This is a genomic window from Flavobacterium sp. (assembly GCF_027533505.1).
Taxonomy (GTDB): Bacteria; Bacteroidota; Bacteroidia; order Flavobacteriales; family Flavobacteriaceae; genus Flavobacterium.
Genome location: NZ_JAPZUB010000001.1, coordinates 113,179 through 129,416, shown reverse-complemented (window position 1 = coordinate 129,416; position 16,238 = coordinate 113,179). Strand labels below are relative to the sequence as shown.

Sequence of the window (16,238 nt, the reverse complement as noted above, 5' to 3'; positions counted from 1 at the left end):
ACTGAACACTGAACACTGAACACTGAACACTGAACACTGAACACTGAACACTGAACACTGAACACTGAACACTGAACACTGAAAACTGAACACTGAACACTGAACACTGAACACTGAACACTGAACACTGAAAACTGAACACTGAACACTGAAAACTGAACACTGAACACTGAACACTGCTCCCGACCCTTCGAGGCTGAACACTGAACACTGAACACTGAACACTGAACACTGAACACTGAAAACTGAACACTGAAAACTGAACACTGAACACTGAACACTGAACACTGAACACTGAACACTGAACACTGAACACTGAACACAGATGCTAAACTTCAAAATATCCATGCTCTCCCTTCGTATCCGGATTTTCCTGGCGATGATTGTATTGATTTTGATTGCATCGATATTAATGGCGTCGATTTCCTTGTTTCAGTTCAAAAGTGAGGCTCGAAATTACCATCAAGAACGTTTAGAACGCAAAGAAGACGCGGTTCGGGAGCACATCAACTATATTTTATCCAACACGACTTACCCGTTAACGGAGAAAAATTTGCCCTTAATTTTTAAGGACAAAATTCATGAACTCTCCGATATTCATAGTGTTGAAATCAACATTTACAGTTTAAAAGGAAATTTATTGAAATCGTCCAAAGCTTCCTTTGCCGTCGATAGTATTTCGCCTCCCATTCCAAAATACATACTCAAACTCGTTCAATCCTCGATTGAGAAACGGTATGTCGACATCAAAAACATGGATGGGTTGAAAATTCGTTCTTCGTTTACCCAAATTAAAGACGATCGCTTTAAACCGCTGGGAATCCTGAATCTTCCCTACGTTGAGGACGACAGCATTTACGAGAATGAAATTCAGAATTTCTTGGTTCGGCTGAGTCAGGTGTATTTTTTCATGCTTATTATTGCCTTTGCCTTGGCGTATTTCCTCTCTTCTTATATTACCCAATCGCTCAAAACGATTTCCGACAAAATCAATGAAACGAGTTTGAATCAAAAAAATGAAAAAATCATGATTGAAGACAACAGTCGTGAGATTAACTCTTTGATTAAAGCATACAATGCGATGGTGGACAAACTGGAAGAAAGTGCCTCGATGTTGGCCCAATCCGAACGGGAACAAGCCTGGCGGGAAATGGCAAAACAAGTCGCTCATGAAATCAAAAATCCGTTGACCCCTATGCGCTTAACCGTGCAAAGTTTCCAGCGAAAATTTGATGAAAACGACCCGAATTTACGTCAGAAACTCAATGATTACACCAAAACCTTGATTCAGCAAATCGACACGATGACGGCGGTAGCTTCGGCCTTTTCTAACTTTGCCTCGATGCCTGCACAGCAAAACGAAACGCTAAATGTGGTTGAAGTTGTGGAATTCTCTTTAGACATATTTAATGAAGATTTCATTGAGTTTCAGTCGGCCGAACCCGAAATCATTACGGTTATGGATCGCACGCAACTCATTCGTATTATTACCAATTTGGTCAAAAATGCCATCCAAGCCATTCCTGAAATGCAAGAGGAAAAACGCATTCAAGTTAGTGTATACCAAAATTGGGAAGGGGTGGTTATTTTGGTTAAAGACAACGGGGTTGGAATTGACCCCGATTATCAAGAGCGGATTTTTGAACCGAAATTTACCACCAAAACAAGCGGTATGGGACTCGGGTTGGGGATCATTAAAAATATTATTGAAAATTACAAAGGAACCATTACTTTTGAGTCCGAATCGTACAAAGGCACTACGTTTAAAGTAACATTACCACGCATAAATCCTTAAAAAATATACCTATGACATTTGAAAATATTCTCGTAAGCACCGAAGGTCATTTGGCCACCATCACCATCAATCGTCCAAGTAAACTCAATGCATTGAACAAAGCAACGATTCAAGAATTGCACGATGCTCTAGCGCAATTGGATGCTGAGGCGACTATTAAAGTAATTATACTAACGGGTTCGGGGGAAAAAGCCTTTGTAGCCGGTGCAGACATTGCTGAATTTGCGCATTTTTCTATTGAAGAAGGCGCGCAATTGGCCGCTTTAGGACAAGAAATTTTATTTGATTTTGTCGAAAACATGAAAACGCCAGTCATTGCAGCAGTCAATGGTTTTGCTTTAGGTGGCGGATTAGAATTGGCCATGTCTTGTCATTTTAGAATTGCTTCCGACAATGCTAAAATGGGCTTACCCGAAGTAACTTTAGGGGTAATTCCAGGCTATGGCGGCACGCAACGATTGCCTCAATTGGTGGGTAAGGGTCGCGCGATGGAAATGATTATGACGGCAGGTATGATAGATGCGGAAACCGCCAAAAATTATGGTCTCGTTAACCATGTAGTGCCACAGGCTTCCTTACTCGAGTTTACCCAAGAAATCGCTGCTAAAATTGCCAAAAATTCGCCCGTAGCCATCAGTTACGCCATTAAAGCGGTTAATGCGGGGTTGATGGATACCAAAGAAGGGTTCAAAACAGAAATCAAATCGTTTGGAAAATGTTTTGGAACCGAAGATTTTAAAGAGGGCACAACCGCTTTCCTAGAAAAACGGAAAGCCACTTTTCCTGGAAAATAAATCATAAAAAAAGAGAACCTCATCGGTTCTCTTTTTTTATTTTTCACCCTCCCATTCGGCATAGAATTGGGCTAAAAAAACTTCCATAAAACGATGACGGTCCTCGGCCAATTTTTTTCCTGTAGCTGTATTCATTCGGTCTTTTAACAACAGGAGTTTTTCATAAAAATGATTGAGCGTCGGAGCTTGACTCGCCTTATATTCCTCCTTGGTCATGTGCATGTTGGGTGCAATAGTGGGATCATACAAGGGACGGTTTTTGTAGCCACCGTAATTGAATGTTCGGGCTATTCCAATCGCACCAATGGCATCCAACCGATCGGCATCTTGCACAATATCGAGTTCTAACGAAGAAAATGTGCGTGTTGAATTTCCGCTTTTAAACGAAATATTTTCAATGATTTTTACCACATGGTCGATTGTTGCTTCTTCAACCTTCTGACTTTCTAAAAAAGTTCGCGCCGTTTGGGGTCCGATGCTTTCATCACCGCCATGAAATTTACTATCGGCAATATCGTGTAATAAAGCAGCCAATTGCACTACTTCCCGATGGCAATTTTCTTGATTAGCAATATGCATGGCATTGCGATAAACCCGTTCAATGTGAAACCAATCGTGCCCTGCTTCGGCACCTTCTAGCTGTTGTTTTACAAAAATAATCGTCGCGTCAACAATCCCCATTTTATATCGCTAAAGCCGGTTGTACCCACTTGAATTTTTTGGTTTCTTCTGGCAAGACCAAACGTTCAGAAATGCGTGCCATACGATCGGGTAATTTCATCAAATAATCACGGGCACGTTCAGCTTCGTCGGTTAAACTCGTAATTTTATCAATCTCCCAAGTTGCGATTAATTTGCGAAGGATGTCCACATAATCATTGGCGGTGTAGACCCCAATTTTCTGGGCTGAATTTGAAAACTCTTCAAAAGCAGAACTAATTTTTTCACCCGATTCACGTAAAAAATGAGCTGGCATGGTAATCTTTTGTTTCATCATGTATTGAAACGCCAACATCATTTCACTCGGATCTACTTTAAAAATACGATTTACAAATTCGCTATAGGCCAAATGGTGACGCATTTCATCACCTGCAACCATTTTACACAAACGCGATAACTTTTTATCCCCAAAGTCTTTGGCCAATTGCGACACGCGGTTGTGCGAAATGTAGGTGGCCAATTCTTGAAAACTGGTATAAACAAAGTTTTTGTAGGGATCTTTTCCTGTTCCTATATCAAAACCATCGTTGATTAAATGCTGAGTCGTAACTTCCACTTCACGCATATTCACACGCCCCGAGAGATACAAATATTTATTCAAAGCATCGCCATGGCGGTTTTCTTCACCGGTCCAATGCCGTACCCACTTGGACCAACCGTTGCGCCCTTCATTATCGACACCTTCTACTTCCATCAACCAGGATTCGTATGTAGGTAAGGCTTCTTCGGTGATGGTATCGCCTACCATGACTACCCAAAAATCGTAGGGCAGATCATTGGCAATTTCGCGTAATTCGCGAACTTCTTCCATAAAATTCTCTTTTTGAGAATCGGGCAACAAATCGGTGGGTTGCCAAATTTTTTCGACGGGAACGAGGTATTCGTCAACAAAGCTATCGATGCTTTTTTCGAGGAATTGCATCACTTCCAATCGGATGTTTTTAATAGACATTATACGTAATTATGAGTTATGAATATGAGTTATGAGTTATGAGTTTAGGATGGCACTGTTAACGGCTTGTTCTGTTTTTTCAAACAGTGTAGCAAAGTCATACTCTTTAACGGCCAAGGGTTCGTGAATTGTATATTTAATGTGATTTCCTAAACCCATAGGAAACATACCAAATTGGGTCATTTTCCATGAATTATTGATCGTAATGGGCACAACTACGGCGTTAGGAGCAAACTTGCATAAGATTTTCAAACCATTTTCAGAGAACTTTTTCGTGGCTCCTGTTTTACTTCGGGTTCCTTCGGGAAAAATAACGGCAGATCGGTGGTGCTTTTCAATATATTCGCTCAACCCTTTGATGGTCGGTAAGGCTTGTTTTGGGTCTTTGCGGTCAATTAAAACCGAGCCGCCATGACGTAAATTGTAGGAAACCGAGGGAATGCCTTTTCCGAGTTCTTTTTTACTAACAAACTTAGCATGATGCGCGCGCAAGTACCATATAATTCCAATAATATCAAATAAACTTTGATGGTTGGCCACGAAAATAATGGGAACATTATGGGGAATTTGTGGTCGGTTATAAAATGTCCAACGCGTGCCTAATATTCGGGTGCAACCAATCAATACCCAATTCAAATAATCGACACTTTTTTTATGCGCTTGATACCCAAATACGTTAAAACAAATCCACTGTATTGGATGGAAAATCACCAGTGTTAGTCCAAAACAAAGGTAATAGACCACAGAGATGGGATACGAAATCAGTTTTTCCATGTGAAAAAAAATTGACTGTAAAAGTACGGCTTCTCGTTGTTTAAAACTACTTTTGAGAAAACTAATTTAGTCCTGAAAAAATAGTTACTTTTACGGCTTTAACAGCCTTTAATTTTTATGTAAAATGAGTTCAGAAAAAGAAGCAAAATTGAAAGCGTTACAGCTGACGTTAGACAAGCTGGACAAGACCTACGGTAAAGGTACCGTAATGAAGATGGGAGATAAAGCGGTGGAAGAAGTCGAAGTGATTCCATCCGGTTCGTTGGGATTGGACCTTGCCTTAGGGGTGAATGGGTATCCAAAAGGTCGTATTATTGAAGTCTATGGACCAGAGTCGTCGGGTAAAACTACCTTGACCCTTCATGCCATTGCCGAAGCCCAAAAAGCAGGGGGCATTGCGGCGTTCATTGATGCGGAACATGCATTTGACCGTCATTACGCGGCCAAATTGGGTGTGGATATTGAAAACTTGATTATTTCACAACCCGATAACGGGGAACAAGCGTTGGAAATCGCCGAGAACCTAATCCGTTCTGGAGCCATTGACATCGTGGTAATCGACTCGGTAGCAGCCTTGACTCCAAAGAGCGAAATCGAAGGAGAGATGGGCGATTCCAAGATGGGATTGCATGCCCGATTGATGTCGCAAGCCTTGCGAAAGTTAACGGCAACCATCAGCAAAACCCATTGTACGGTGTTCTTCATCAACCAATTGCGTGAAAAAATCGGAGTGATGTTTGGTAACCCCGAAACAACAACGGGAGGAAATGCCTTGAAGTTTTATGCCTCGGTACGTTTGGACATCCGTCGTTCATCGCAAATCAAGGATGGGGAAAATGTATTGGGGAACCGCACCAAAGTAAAAGTGGTAAAAAACAAAGTAGCCCCTCCGTTCAAAACCGCTGAATTTGACATTATGTACGGCGAGGGCGTTTCCAAAACAGGTGAAATCTTAGATCTAGCCGTCGAGTTTGAAATCATCAAAAAATCAGGCTCATGGTTTAGTTATGGTGACACCAAGTTGGGACAAGGTCGCGATGCGGTGAAATTGTTGATTAAAGACAATCCCGAATTAGCTGAGGAATTGGAACAAAAAATCAAAGACCTTATCAAAGAGCAAGCCGATTAAATTGGCATTTAAGTCCCGGTTTGAAAAAATCGGGATTTTTTTTGAACTTGACGCAACCTTTACACTGGCAATGCATCCTACTATAAAAATAATACCCATGATTAAAAAAATTCTGTTAACCGTTGTATTCTTTGTTGGGCTGGTATTTACCGGTTGCGACCTTTCAGAAGATGAGCCAATTTATATTCAGGTTTCAGCTATTACTGAAGTAACCAATCCAAACCAATATGCCAAAGACAGCATCACAGAAATTCCGGTGAAGTTTAAATTACCCAGTCAATGTCATGTTTTCCGTCAATTTTACTATGAAGCGCATGACTTTAATCGGCTGGTTGCCATTGAAAGTCTAAAAAGCGGCAACAATACATGTCCACAAGATGAAGAATTGTATACCGCTGTATTACGGTTTAGACCTACTACACTGGGCACCTACCATTTTAAATTTTGGTTAGGTGAAGATGCGCAAGGCGTAGATCAATATGTAGAATTTGATGCTGTAGTGGATCACTAAAATGAAACCGGTTGGAGTTAGAACAAATCATACAAGGATGTCAAAAAAAAGACATCCAAGCGCAAGAACACTTGTACCGGCGGTATGCGGGTAAAATGTTTGCGGTTTGTTTGAAGTATGTTCCCAACCGTGATGAAGCCCAAGACTATTTTCAGGAAGGGTTTTTGTTGGTCTTTGACAAAATTGCGCAATACGAATTTAAAGGTTCTTTTGACGGATGGATGCACCGGGTTTTTGTAAACTACTTGTTGCAACAATTTCGAAAAAAAAACTACTTAAATGTAGTGGATGAAAATATCCCCGACGAGGTCGAAGTCGAAATTGATGAAGGTATCCCGCCCGAGTTTTTATTTCGTATCGTGCAAGAACTCCCCGAACGCTATCGACTGGTTTTTAACCTGTATGTGTTTGAAGAGTACAGTCACCAAGAAATTGCTGACGCGCTCGGAATTACGGTTGGGACTTCAAAATCCAATTTATCCCGAGCAAAATTAATTTTAAAACAAAAAATCGAACTCCATACCGGTAGTTCAAAAATGCCCAAACTACAATGAAACATCCACACGAATTCAAAAAGCGATTTCAAGAGTCCCTCGAGGACTTCGAGGTGCAGCCCGACGAAGCGTTGTGGTTGAACATCAAAGAGAAACTTCAGGAGAAAAAGAAACGGCGCGTTATTCCTATCTGGTGGTTCTATAGCGGAATCGCTGCGGCCTTTTTGGTCGGACTTTTTATCCGTGGCCCGTTTTGGGATACCGTAGCTCCCAGTATTCCTAAAATGAATCCAACCGTTGTTAACGCACCTGGAAAAGAAAACGCTACTTCACCCACTGTACCCAATGCCTCCTCTTCTTCCAAAAGTTCCGTTGGCAACGAAGCGGTAGCCACCACACCAAATTCAGCAAGAAATACCCCCTCTTCTACTGATGTACCTCCCACTGTTCAAATAAATAGCAAGGAGAATTCTACCCAAGCGGTTGCTTTTTCTCCAAAAAAAGAACAGAAAAACAAAGGTTTTAATGGGCCATCAAATAGTCTGAGGGTAAATCCGCAAGACGCTGTGGATAATCGCAATGCAATGCAACCAAACAAAAACAACAGCGCGATTATCCCAGAAAAGCAACAACTTCCTCAACCTATTCCCGCTTCTGGTGCTGAACGATTGGCGGTGAATCCTGAGAAGACCTTGCCTTCCGATACAACTAACCCTGTGACCAATGCTGTCACACCCTCACCCCTCGTTTCCAATACCCCTTTACATACGGCCAAAGACAGCACTGCTGTGGCCGAAAAATCTAAAAATGCGTTGGAAGAATTGCTACATGAAAAAGAAAAGAAAACCTTTTCCGAACCGAAATTAAATAGGTGGCTAGTTGGCACACAGCTCGCCCCTATTTACTTCAGTTCGTTGTCGCAAGGCTCTCCTTTAGATCCCTCCTTATCAGAAAATGAAAAGCGTTACACCGCTGAGAATTTCAGTTATGGTTTGGGTGTTGGTTATGCGTTAAACGATAAACTCACCCTACGCTCGGGAGTTAACATGGTTCGTTTGGGCTATGAAACCGATGGTATTATGTATTATATGCGACCTGAAGTTAGCAGTCGCATTCAAAACATATCACTAAATGCAATCGGCTCCAATATTGTAATTGAAAGTCTAAACAACGTTCGCCCCTACAACCGAATGACAGAAATGTTTGAAGGATCGATTGTGCAACGAACCGGTTATTTGGAAATTCCTCTAGAATTGGCCTACCAATTTGGATCCAAAAAATGGGGATTACAAGTATTGGGCGGTATGAGTACGTTTGTACTGAATCAAAATGAAGTCTATTTGCAATCCAACACATTGAATCTCCTTATTGGAGAGGCGACCAACCTCAACCCGGTTCATTTTAGTGGAAACCTGGGCTTGGGCATGCATTATCGCTTTTTCAAAAATTGGCAAGCAAGGGTAGAACCCACTTTCAAATACCAATTTAATCCCTATCGTAGTGATGCTGGAAATTTCAGACCTTACCTCATGGGATTGTATACGGGAGTGGTGTATACGTTTTAAAAAATAATAGTTATTAATTTAGTTAAGTGGTGTTACTACTCTCCGGAGGGTAACAAAAAAGAGTGTCTCGGCCGGACACTCTTTTTGTTTGCGTTAAGGATTGCAGTGGAAATCCCTGTGCCGGAGTTTACGGAGGTGCCGGATTGCAACGGAAAGCCTGACCCCGGAAGTATGGAGGGGGAACGCCCTAACAATTGGTTTGCAAATCTGTTAAAATGATGTGTCTCGCCTGATCTTTGAGTACTTTTTTAGCCTCCAAAGGCAGTCCTTTTGTTTCTATAAAAGGATGGATTTTTACCCGCATTTTACCGGGGCTACCACTAAAAAAGGTATAGGAAAAACGCTCTTTATTGTCAAAAAAAGTCATGGGGACAATAGGAATTTGGTGTTCAATCGCCAAACGGAAAGCGCCGTCTTTAAATTCGTCCAATAGCACCTTTTCATCGGGGACACCGCCTTCGGGAAAAATACAGATACTCAACCCCATATGCAAACGGCGTTGGGCGCGAAGGTATACTTGATGCCGGCTTTTGGGATTGCCACGATCGACCAGAATACTGGTTCGTTTGTAAAAAAACCCAAACAAAGGAATCTTTGCCAACTCTTTTTTACCGACAAAAACAAAAGGGTTACGAACCGTAGCCAACATCAGCATAATATCGGTCATCGAGGTGTGGTTGGCGATAAACATATAACTTTTACCGGGTTCAGGCACTTGCAAGGCTGTAACTTTGTATCGAAATCCCATGCCAAAAAGTATGCATTTGGCCCAAATTCGTGCCAACTTAAAAAAATATGGGTACCAACGTTCTTTTAAAATGGAAACCACTAAAAACGGGAATAATACCAAAATAGGTACTGCTACTACGATGTAAAACCAAATCCGATAAAGGGTCCAAAAAATTATTTTAAACGCGCGCATAGCCCCAAAAATAAAGCAATTTTAGTTTACATTTGCGACACAATTGAAAAACTATGGCAAAAATTCTAACGGGCATACAAAGTACGGGCACCCCGCATTTAGGCAATCTTTTGGGCGCCATACTTCCAGCCATTGAAATGTCGCAAACACCAGGCAACGAAACGTTTTTGTTTATCGCCGACTTGCATTCGGTCACCCAGATTAAAGACGGGGAAACCCTTCGGGCGAACACCTATAGCACCGCAGCCGTGTGGTTGGCTTGTGGATTGGATACCGACAAAGTGATTTTTTACCGCCAAAGCGATGTGCCGCAAACGGCAGAATTGTCGTGGTATTTGAGTTGTTTTTTTCCTTTTCAACGCCTTACTTTGGCGCATTCGTTCAAGGATAAAGCCGATCGTTTGGAAGATGTCAATGCGGGATTGTTTACCTATCCGATGTTGATGGCTGCCGATATTTTATTGTATGATGCCGAATTTGTGCCTGTTGGAAAAGATCAGTTGCAACATTTAGAAATCACGCGTGATGTGGCAGCGCGTTTTAACCATCAAATGGGTGAAACCTTTGTGCTCCCGGAAGCGACCATAAACGAAGAAACGCAGTATATTCCGGGTACCGACGGTCATAAAATGAGTAAATCTCGGGACAATACCATTACCATTTTTGTAGACGACAAAGCGCTGCGCAAGCAAATCATGCGTATCGAAACCGACAGCACACCGCTTGAAGAACCCAAGAATCCAGATACTTGTAAGGTTTTTGCCTTGTATAAATTATTGGGCGATGCGGCTCAAGTGGCGCAAATGCGTCAAAATTATGAAGGAGGCAATTACGGTTATGGACATGCCAAACAGGCCTTGTTTGAATTGATTTGTGAAAAATTCAAAACCGAACGCGAACGCTACGAATACTACATGAATCACTTGGATGAAGTCGATGCCTTTTTAGCAAAAGGGGCCAATAAAGCGGGAGCTATTGCAGCGGATGTTTTGCAACGGGTACGTCAAAAACTTGGCTTTTCATAACACAATCACCCCGACCTTAAGTCGGGTTTTTTATTTGATAACCGCCTTATCTTGTAGGGATTGGGCCACCGAATTTCCTTCCTTTTCTGTAACTCTTAAAACTCCTCTTTCCGCCAAGAGTTCGATTGTCCCTGTATAAAGGCAATCTTCTTGTAGGAGTGCTTTAGCATTGGGTGCCAACACGCTAAATCGGTATTCTACTTCCGAATGATTCCCAATAAAATAATGCTTGGTTGGATCTTGAAATGAAGCCAACTTTCGTCCAGCGTAAAAGTTCAAAATTCGTTTAGCTTGGTCACTTGTATTGAGTTGCAAAGTAGAAAACGGTTTGATATAATGCGCTTTGGTCGGCATTTTTATACTGTCATAGACCACGATATGTTCCAATACAATCACTTCATAATCCGACTTATTCCGGATGATTTGGAAGGTCTTCATTTCGGCATTTGCCGGAGGATCATTATAAAAAGTAGTAAAGGGATTACTGCCTGTTACCAAACGATCTTTGGGTTTGACTTGGGTAATTTTTGACGGATCAAATTGGGTTAAAAACACCTGAAAACTATCTATTTTAAAGCGCATTTGAGTGTAATAACGGTCAATTTTTACTTGAGACGAATCTATTTTCAACCCTTCAAATTCAACTGGAGTCGTATTGGAATCATTGTCACATCGGTTGGATATAACAGCTACTTTAAATAAGATGAAAACAATAACAAAAAAAACACGCCAATTGAAACCTGACGTAGATCGGGAAGTGGTATTCGGATTTCCAAAAACGACATCTCGGTTGTTTCTTAATGTCTCCTCCAATTCTTCATCAAAAGGCTTATATACTGCCATTGCCACCATTACCGTATCGGCTGACGAATGCGTTTTATCATTATACGCATCGACAACACTATTTAAAAGCGTTCGAATTTTATCGTCTAATTCGGGCGTGGTGAAAAAATTTAAAAATCGGTAAAAACTACTCGTCTTAATATAAGCAATACGTGCGGTATCGGTGCGTGAATTGTGAAATTGACTCACCGCAAAATCGATTTTTTGGGTGCATTTACGCAAAATCCGTTGCTGAAGTTCCTCGGGGAAAAAGGCGTGATAGTCCATTAATTTTAAGAGGTCTTCAAACTTGTTTTCGGCCATTTTTTGCTCTATCGCCAAGGCCAAGTCATCCAACAAATAAGCTTGTATTAGGGCATGTATCGCCTCAAAATCTGTGGGAGGTTCGACAGCCGTAAAATGAGCATCAGGATACGTTGTTCCCGCCCATAAATTATACAAAGCAGACTGTTGTGTAAGGATATAGAAAGCCTCGGGATAACGGCGAAGCGCTTCGATCAAATGGGCCGCTACATTGGCATCGATAGAAGCATCCAGACGCTTGGCGATGTTGATTTGCTTTTCAATACGAATGAGGTCATTTTCCGAAATAGTTCGTAATGGTGCGGCATCGAGAGTGAGACTTTCATACAAACGAATAATATTCATTGCGGCTGGAATTAAATGCAAATAGCAAAAATAGAATAATCGTGGATTTATCAGAATTGATGATGGACAAAAAAACAATAAATTGTATCTTGCTGACTGAAAATAGTACGCTATGGAAGCCTTAATCAATCAATTTTTTGAAATCGAAAAAAAATCATTGGAGCATCAACTCCCCCATTTTGAGCGCAACTTTAATCGTATCCATCATGAGTTCACCGAAATGGGATACAAAATCGTAAATCCCTTAGGGCAACCCTATGATGAACGTGACACGGCACTAGAAGCCAACTTAATACATCCCGGAGCCAAAAAAATCACCAAAGTCCTCAAACCCATTATCTATCGCGAAGAGGCCAATGGGTATTTATTGATTCAAAAAGGGGTGGTAATCGTAGAATAAATCAACATGAGTAATATCAATTTTGGAATCGACTTGGGCACGACCAACTCGGCCATAGCCCGGTATGAAAACGGGAAAATAACCTTGTATAAAAATCCAGTGGGGTTTAAAGATACGTTGCCTTCTGTGGTATCCTTTCGGAAAGGCCGCATCCAAATTGGCGACAAAGCCCGAGAATTGATGCTCACCCAATCGGAAAATGTTTTTGCCTCGTTCAAGAGAAAAATGGGGACCGACAGTACATTCACGGTGCCCGATTGGGAAAAACCGCTAACCCCGGTCGATCTATCTTCTATGGTGTTGAAAGAGTTGGTCAATTTCACCCAACCTGAACAACCCAAAGCGGCTGTGATTACGATTCCAGCTTCCTTTGACACGATTCAAACCAACGCGACCAAAAAAGCAGGCTACTTGGCAGGCTTTGATGAAGTCGTTTTATTACAAGAACCTATCGCAGCCTGTTTGGCCTATTCCAATAGTCAATCGATTGATTTGACAGCGATGCAACATTGGCTAGTGTACGATTTTGGGGGCGGAACTTTTGATGTCGCCTTGGTGCGTATTGATCATCGGGAATTGAAAGTAGTGGACCACAAAGGCAATAATTTTTTGGGTGGAGTCGATTTGGATAATCTATTGGTTGAAAAAATTATTTGTCCCAAAATTGAACAGGCTACGGGACAAACCCAATTGTGGAGAAGAATGCTTTCAGGCGATGAAGCCGATTGTAAAAAACTCTATTTCGAATTGTTATTCAAAGCGGAAGAAGCTAAAAAAGAGCTTTCCATAAAAACGCAAACCGCGATTGAATTGGACATCGCCGTTTGGGACGCTTTTCTCGATATTGACCTGAGTCGCGTGGAATTGGAGTCTGTGCTTCGGGATAAATTTGAAGAATCCTACCAACTCACCGAAGGCTTATTGGGCGATAATGCACTCGCTTTTTCGGCCATCAACCGAATCATCTTAGTGGGAGGTACGACCTATATTCCCTATATCCGAGAGCAATTGGGTTTGCGCAGTGGTATTCCTGTCGATACCAGTGTCGACCCAACGACAGCCGTGGTTATCGGAGCCGCTTATTATGCTGGTGCCAAACCGTTGGAACGCAAAGAAGTTACAACAGTTCCCAACACAACGCCGCAAAATGAACCCGCTGTTGAAATTGTTTTTGAACCGCACTCGAAAGACGCTGAGGAGCTAATTGCCGTTTTAATTCAATCGCCATTTCAGGGCTTCTATCGTCTTACACGGGCCGACGGTGGATTTGACACGGGTGTCCTTCGGGCCAGTTCAAAAATTACTGAATTTGTACCGCTATTGGAAAAAGCCACCAACCAATTTACGCTCTATCTATTGGATGAACAGCAAAATATAGTGTATCAAAACACCTCCATTGCCATTACCAACGGACTCTATAATGTCATGGGGCAACCCCTACCCAATGATATTTGCTTGGAAGTGGATGAAGAGGCAGGCAAAACATTTATGGAACGGATCTTTAAGAAAAATGATATCCTGCCCTTAAAAAAAACCGTATACAAAACCACGTCCAAAAATATTTTAAAAAACTCCGATGAAAAGTTAATCATCAATATTGTCGAGGGCAATGCCGGTGGAATGATTGGGAGCAACCTCAGTATCGGTTACATTGAAATTACAGGTAAAAATCTACCTATGGATTTGATTAAAGGAATGGATATCGAACTCCATTTCAAAATCTCTGAATCCCGTGATTTGAGCGTAAGTGTTTATATTGGCGCGTTGGATTTAGAAATCAACGAAATCTTCAACCCACATCAACGCCATGTCGCTCTAGATAAGGTCGCCCTTGAAATCAATGGGGTAATACAAGAAATTGAAGCGGAAATGAACGATTCCGAAGACGAGGAAAACTATACCTATTTGGCGCAACTCAAACGTATTAAAGACCATCTCATCGTGCTACACCAAGAGGCGCTGGAGGGATCCTTCGACCAATCGACCGATCGGAAATATCAACTCGATGAGATGAAACGTTTGACCATTCAAGCCTATGATGATTTGGTGCGTCATAAACATGTTTTACAAGAAATCGAAGAATACCAAAATACGCGAGAAGCCGTAGAAAATTATTTGGAAGTGGCCACGCCTAAACAGAAGGAGGAATTTGAAAAAATTATCCGAAACGAAAAGGAGGTGTTGCAATCCAACAACAAATACATGATTCGTCAAAAAACAAAAGCTTTAGACGATTTATACGACAGTATTTACATGAAGCAAGACCAGCGTTACTACAATGCTTTTTATTATTATCGCTTCTTGGATGAAAATGAATACACGGATTCCCAAAAATTTATGAAACTGGTCGCATTGGGTGAAACAGCAATTGAACGCGAGAATATTCCTGAACTGAAAGCCATTTGTTATCAATTGTGGGATTTGTTACGGGTAAAACCAAAATCCCGGGACGAATGGGAAAACTTCGATGGTGATTTGGGATTAAAATAACTACACCGCTTCAAACCATTTGCCTGGTAATGGTCGCACTACGCCTTTGAGTTCCATGTTCAACAAGAGCATCGACACTTTGGAAACAGGAAATTGACCGCGTAATGCCAATTCATCCAAAAGCATTTTACCATGCTGTTGTAAAATCGTGTACAGCTGCTGTTCTTCGGATGTTAATTCGACAAATAATTGCTTTTGAACCCCGCGCGTATTGGACTTTGGTTCCAACTCCCAGTTCAAATGATACATCAAATCGGCAGCATTATTGAGCAAATGGGCGCGCTGTGTTTTGATTAAAGTATTACAGCCTTGACTGAATCTATCGGTACAACGCCCAGGAACCGCAAAAACCTCACGGTTGTATTCGTTGGCCCAATGCGCTGTAATCAACGAACCCCCTTTTTCGGCGCTTTCAATCACTATAGTGGCCTCCGACATCCCTGCGACGATGCGATTTCGGCGTACAAAATTTTCCCGATCAGGATTGGCATCACTGCGAAACTCCGTTAAGAATCCGCCACAAGCTTCCATTCGTGAACGATATTTCTTATGGGGCTTAGGATACATTTGATTGAGTCCATGAGCCAATACGCCTATGGTTTGAAGCCCCAATTCCATAGCCGTTCGATGGGCAACAATATCGACACCATACGCAAAACCACTAACAATAACCGGGTTAAGTGGGGCCAAATCCTCCAATAATTTTCGGGTAAAATCAATACCGTAGGGCGTAATTTCTCGGGTTCCCACAATGCTTATCATGCGTTTGGGATTTAAATCCATTTGCCCTGATCCAAACAACAACACTGGACCATCATAACAATGCTTGAGTCGTTCAGGATAATCCGACTCCATAAAATAATGTGCCGTATACCCTTTTTGTTCCAAAAAAAGAAACTCTTTTTCGGCTTTGCTAAACAAATCTGGACTCTTGAACTGACGCACTATTTGAGACCCGAGCCCTTCAATAGCAGCAATATGACGGGGTTTTGCATGAAATACTTCGGCAGCCGATCCGAATCGTTGGATGAGTTTTTTGGCTAAAACGGAGCCGATTCCGTCAACCTGTAGCAAAGCCAAGGTGGCAATTAAATCTGTATGGCGCATAAATCAATTTTGAATAGCAAAAGTATAAAAAAGGATTTTAAAAATGTTAACAAAGTTTGTTGATAAAAT

At 41.6% G+C, this 16,238-nt stretch carries 15 protein-coding genes; 9 read left to right on the top strand and 6 right to left on the bottom strand.

Going from position 1 to position 16,238, the window contains the following annotated elements; all coding sequences use genetic code 11:
• Nucleotides 1–379 precede the first annotated feature (379 nt).
• Together O9316_RS00605 and O9316_RS00600 are read left to right on the top strand one after the other, a co-directional pair.
• On the top strand, nucleotides 380–1,795 hold the full coding sequence (locus O9316_RS00605) for a HAMP domain-containing sensor histidine kinase (protein WP_298204098.1): 1,416 nt from the start codon (nucleotides 380–382) through the stop codon (nucleotides 1,793–1,795).
• An 11-nt stretch (nucleotides 1,796–1,806) separates the two neighbouring features.
• Nucleotides 1,807–2,589, top strand: a complete 783-nt coding sequence (locus tag O9316_RS00600) for an enoyl-CoA hydratase-related protein (protein ID WP_298204095.1) — start codon at nucleotides 1,807–1,809, stop codon at nucleotides 2,587–2,589.
• Between the two features lie 36 nt (nucleotides 2,590–2,625).
• On the opposite strand, the gene O9316_RS00595 is transcribed toward O9316_RS00600, so the two are convergent.
• The 3 genes from O9316_RS00595 to O9316_RS00585 are packed head-to-tail and all read right to left on the bottom strand — an operon-like array spanning nucleotide 2,626 to nucleotide 5,035.
• Nucleotides 2,626–3,270: an HD domain-containing protein gene (locus tag O9316_RS00595; protein ID WP_298204094.1), complete on the bottom strand. Its 645-nt coding sequence runs from the start codon at nucleotides 3,268–3,270 to the stop codon at nucleotides 2,626–2,628.
• A 1-nt stretch (nucleotide 3,271) separates the two neighbouring features.
• A complete protein-coding gene (locus O9316_RS00590; RefSeq protein WP_298204093.1) occupies nucleotides 3,272–4,261 on the bottom strand; it encodes an acyl-ACP desaturase in 990 nt (329 codons plus the stop codon).
• A 36-nt stretch (nucleotides 4,262–4,297) separates the two neighbouring features.
• Complete coding sequence (locus O9316_RS00585; RefSeq protein WP_298204092.1) at nucleotides 4,298–5,035, bottom strand: 1-acyl-sn-glycerol-3-phosphate acyltransferase; 738 nt, start codon at nucleotides 5,033–5,035, stop codon at nucleotides 4,298–4,300.
• A 124-nt stretch (nucleotides 5,036–5,159) separates the two neighbouring features.
• Here O9316_RS00585 and recA point away from each other — a divergent pair, with 124 nt between their 5' ends.
• The 4 genes from recA to O9316_RS00565 all read left to right on the top strand — a co-directional run bounded on the left by recA (nucleotide 5,160) and on the right by O9316_RS00565 (nucleotide 8,734).
• The gene (gene recA / locus O9316_RS00580) at nucleotides 5,160–6,164 is read left to right on the top strand and encodes a recombinase RecA (RefSeq protein WP_298204091.1); all 1,005 of its coding nucleotides are present in this window, start codon (nucleotides 5,160–5,162) and stop codon (nucleotides 6,162–6,164) included.
• A gap of 97 nt (nucleotides 6,165–6,261) precedes the next feature.
• Entirely contained in the window at nucleotides 6,262–6,675 is a 414-nt protein-coding gene (locus tag O9316_RS00575) for a hypothetical protein (protein ID WP_298204090.1), read from the top strand.
• A gap of 11 nt (nucleotides 6,676–6,686) precedes the next feature.
• Nucleotides 6,687–7,229: a sigma-70 family RNA polymerase sigma factor gene (locus tag O9316_RS00570; RefSeq protein WP_298204089.1), complete on the top strand. Its 543-nt coding sequence runs from the start codon at nucleotides 6,687–6,689 to the stop codon at nucleotides 7,227–7,229.
• The gene (locus O9316_RS00565) at nucleotides 7,226–8,734 is read left to right on the top strand and encodes an outer membrane beta-barrel protein (protein ID WP_298204088.1); all 1,509 of its coding nucleotides are present in this window, start codon (nucleotides 7,226–7,228) and stop codon (nucleotides 8,732–8,734) included. Before O9316_RS00570 ends, O9316_RS00565 begins: the two co-directional genes overlap by 4 nt.
• Nucleotides 8,735–8,921: 187 nt before the next feature.
• Here O9316_RS00565 and O9316_RS00560 read toward each other — a convergent pair whose 3' ends face one another.
• Nucleotides 8,922–9,656, bottom strand: coding sequence for a 1-acyl-sn-glycerol-3-phosphate acyltransferase (locus O9316_RS00560; RefSeq protein WP_298204087.1), 735 nt, complete (start codon nucleotides 9,654–9,656; stop codon nucleotides 8,922–8,924).
• A 53-nt stretch (nucleotides 9,657–9,709) separates the two neighbouring features.
• On the opposite strand from O9316_RS00560, the gene trpS reads away from it, so the two are divergent.
• Nucleotides 9,710–10,681, top strand: coding sequence for a tryptophan--tRNA ligase (gene trpS / locus O9316_RS00555; protein ID WP_298204086.1), 972 nt, complete (start codon nucleotides 9,710–9,712; stop codon nucleotides 10,679–10,681).
• Nucleotides 10,682–10,711: 30 nt separating this feature from the next.
• Here the strand turns inward: trpS and O9316_RS00550 are convergent, their stop codons facing one another.
• Entirely contained in the window at nucleotides 10,712–12,172 is a 1,461-nt protein-coding gene (locus O9316_RS00550; protein ID WP_298204085.1) for a hypothetical protein, read from the bottom strand.
• Nucleotides 12,173–12,284: 112 nt separating this feature from the next.
• On the opposite strand from O9316_RS00550, the gene O9316_RS00545 reads away from it, so the two are divergent.
• On the top strand, nucleotides 12,285–12,572 hold the full coding sequence (locus O9316_RS00545; protein ID WP_298204084.1) for a hypothetical protein: 288 nt from the start codon (nucleotides 12,285–12,287) through the stop codon (nucleotides 12,570–12,572).
• A gap of 6 nt (nucleotides 12,573–12,578) precedes the next feature.
• Nucleotides 12,579–15,062: an Hsp70 family protein gene (locus O9316_RS00540; RefSeq protein ID WP_298204083.1), complete on the top strand. Its 2,484-nt coding sequence runs from the start codon at nucleotides 12,579–12,581 to the stop codon at nucleotides 15,060–15,062.
• On the opposite strand, the gene dprA is transcribed toward O9316_RS00540, so the two are convergent.
• Entirely contained in the window at nucleotides 15,063–16,169 is a 1,107-nt protein-coding gene (gene dprA, locus O9316_RS00535) for a DNA-processing protein DprA (protein WP_298204082.1), read from the bottom strand. It lies immediately after the preceding gene.
• Nucleotides 16,170–16,238: the final 69 nt, after the last annotated feature.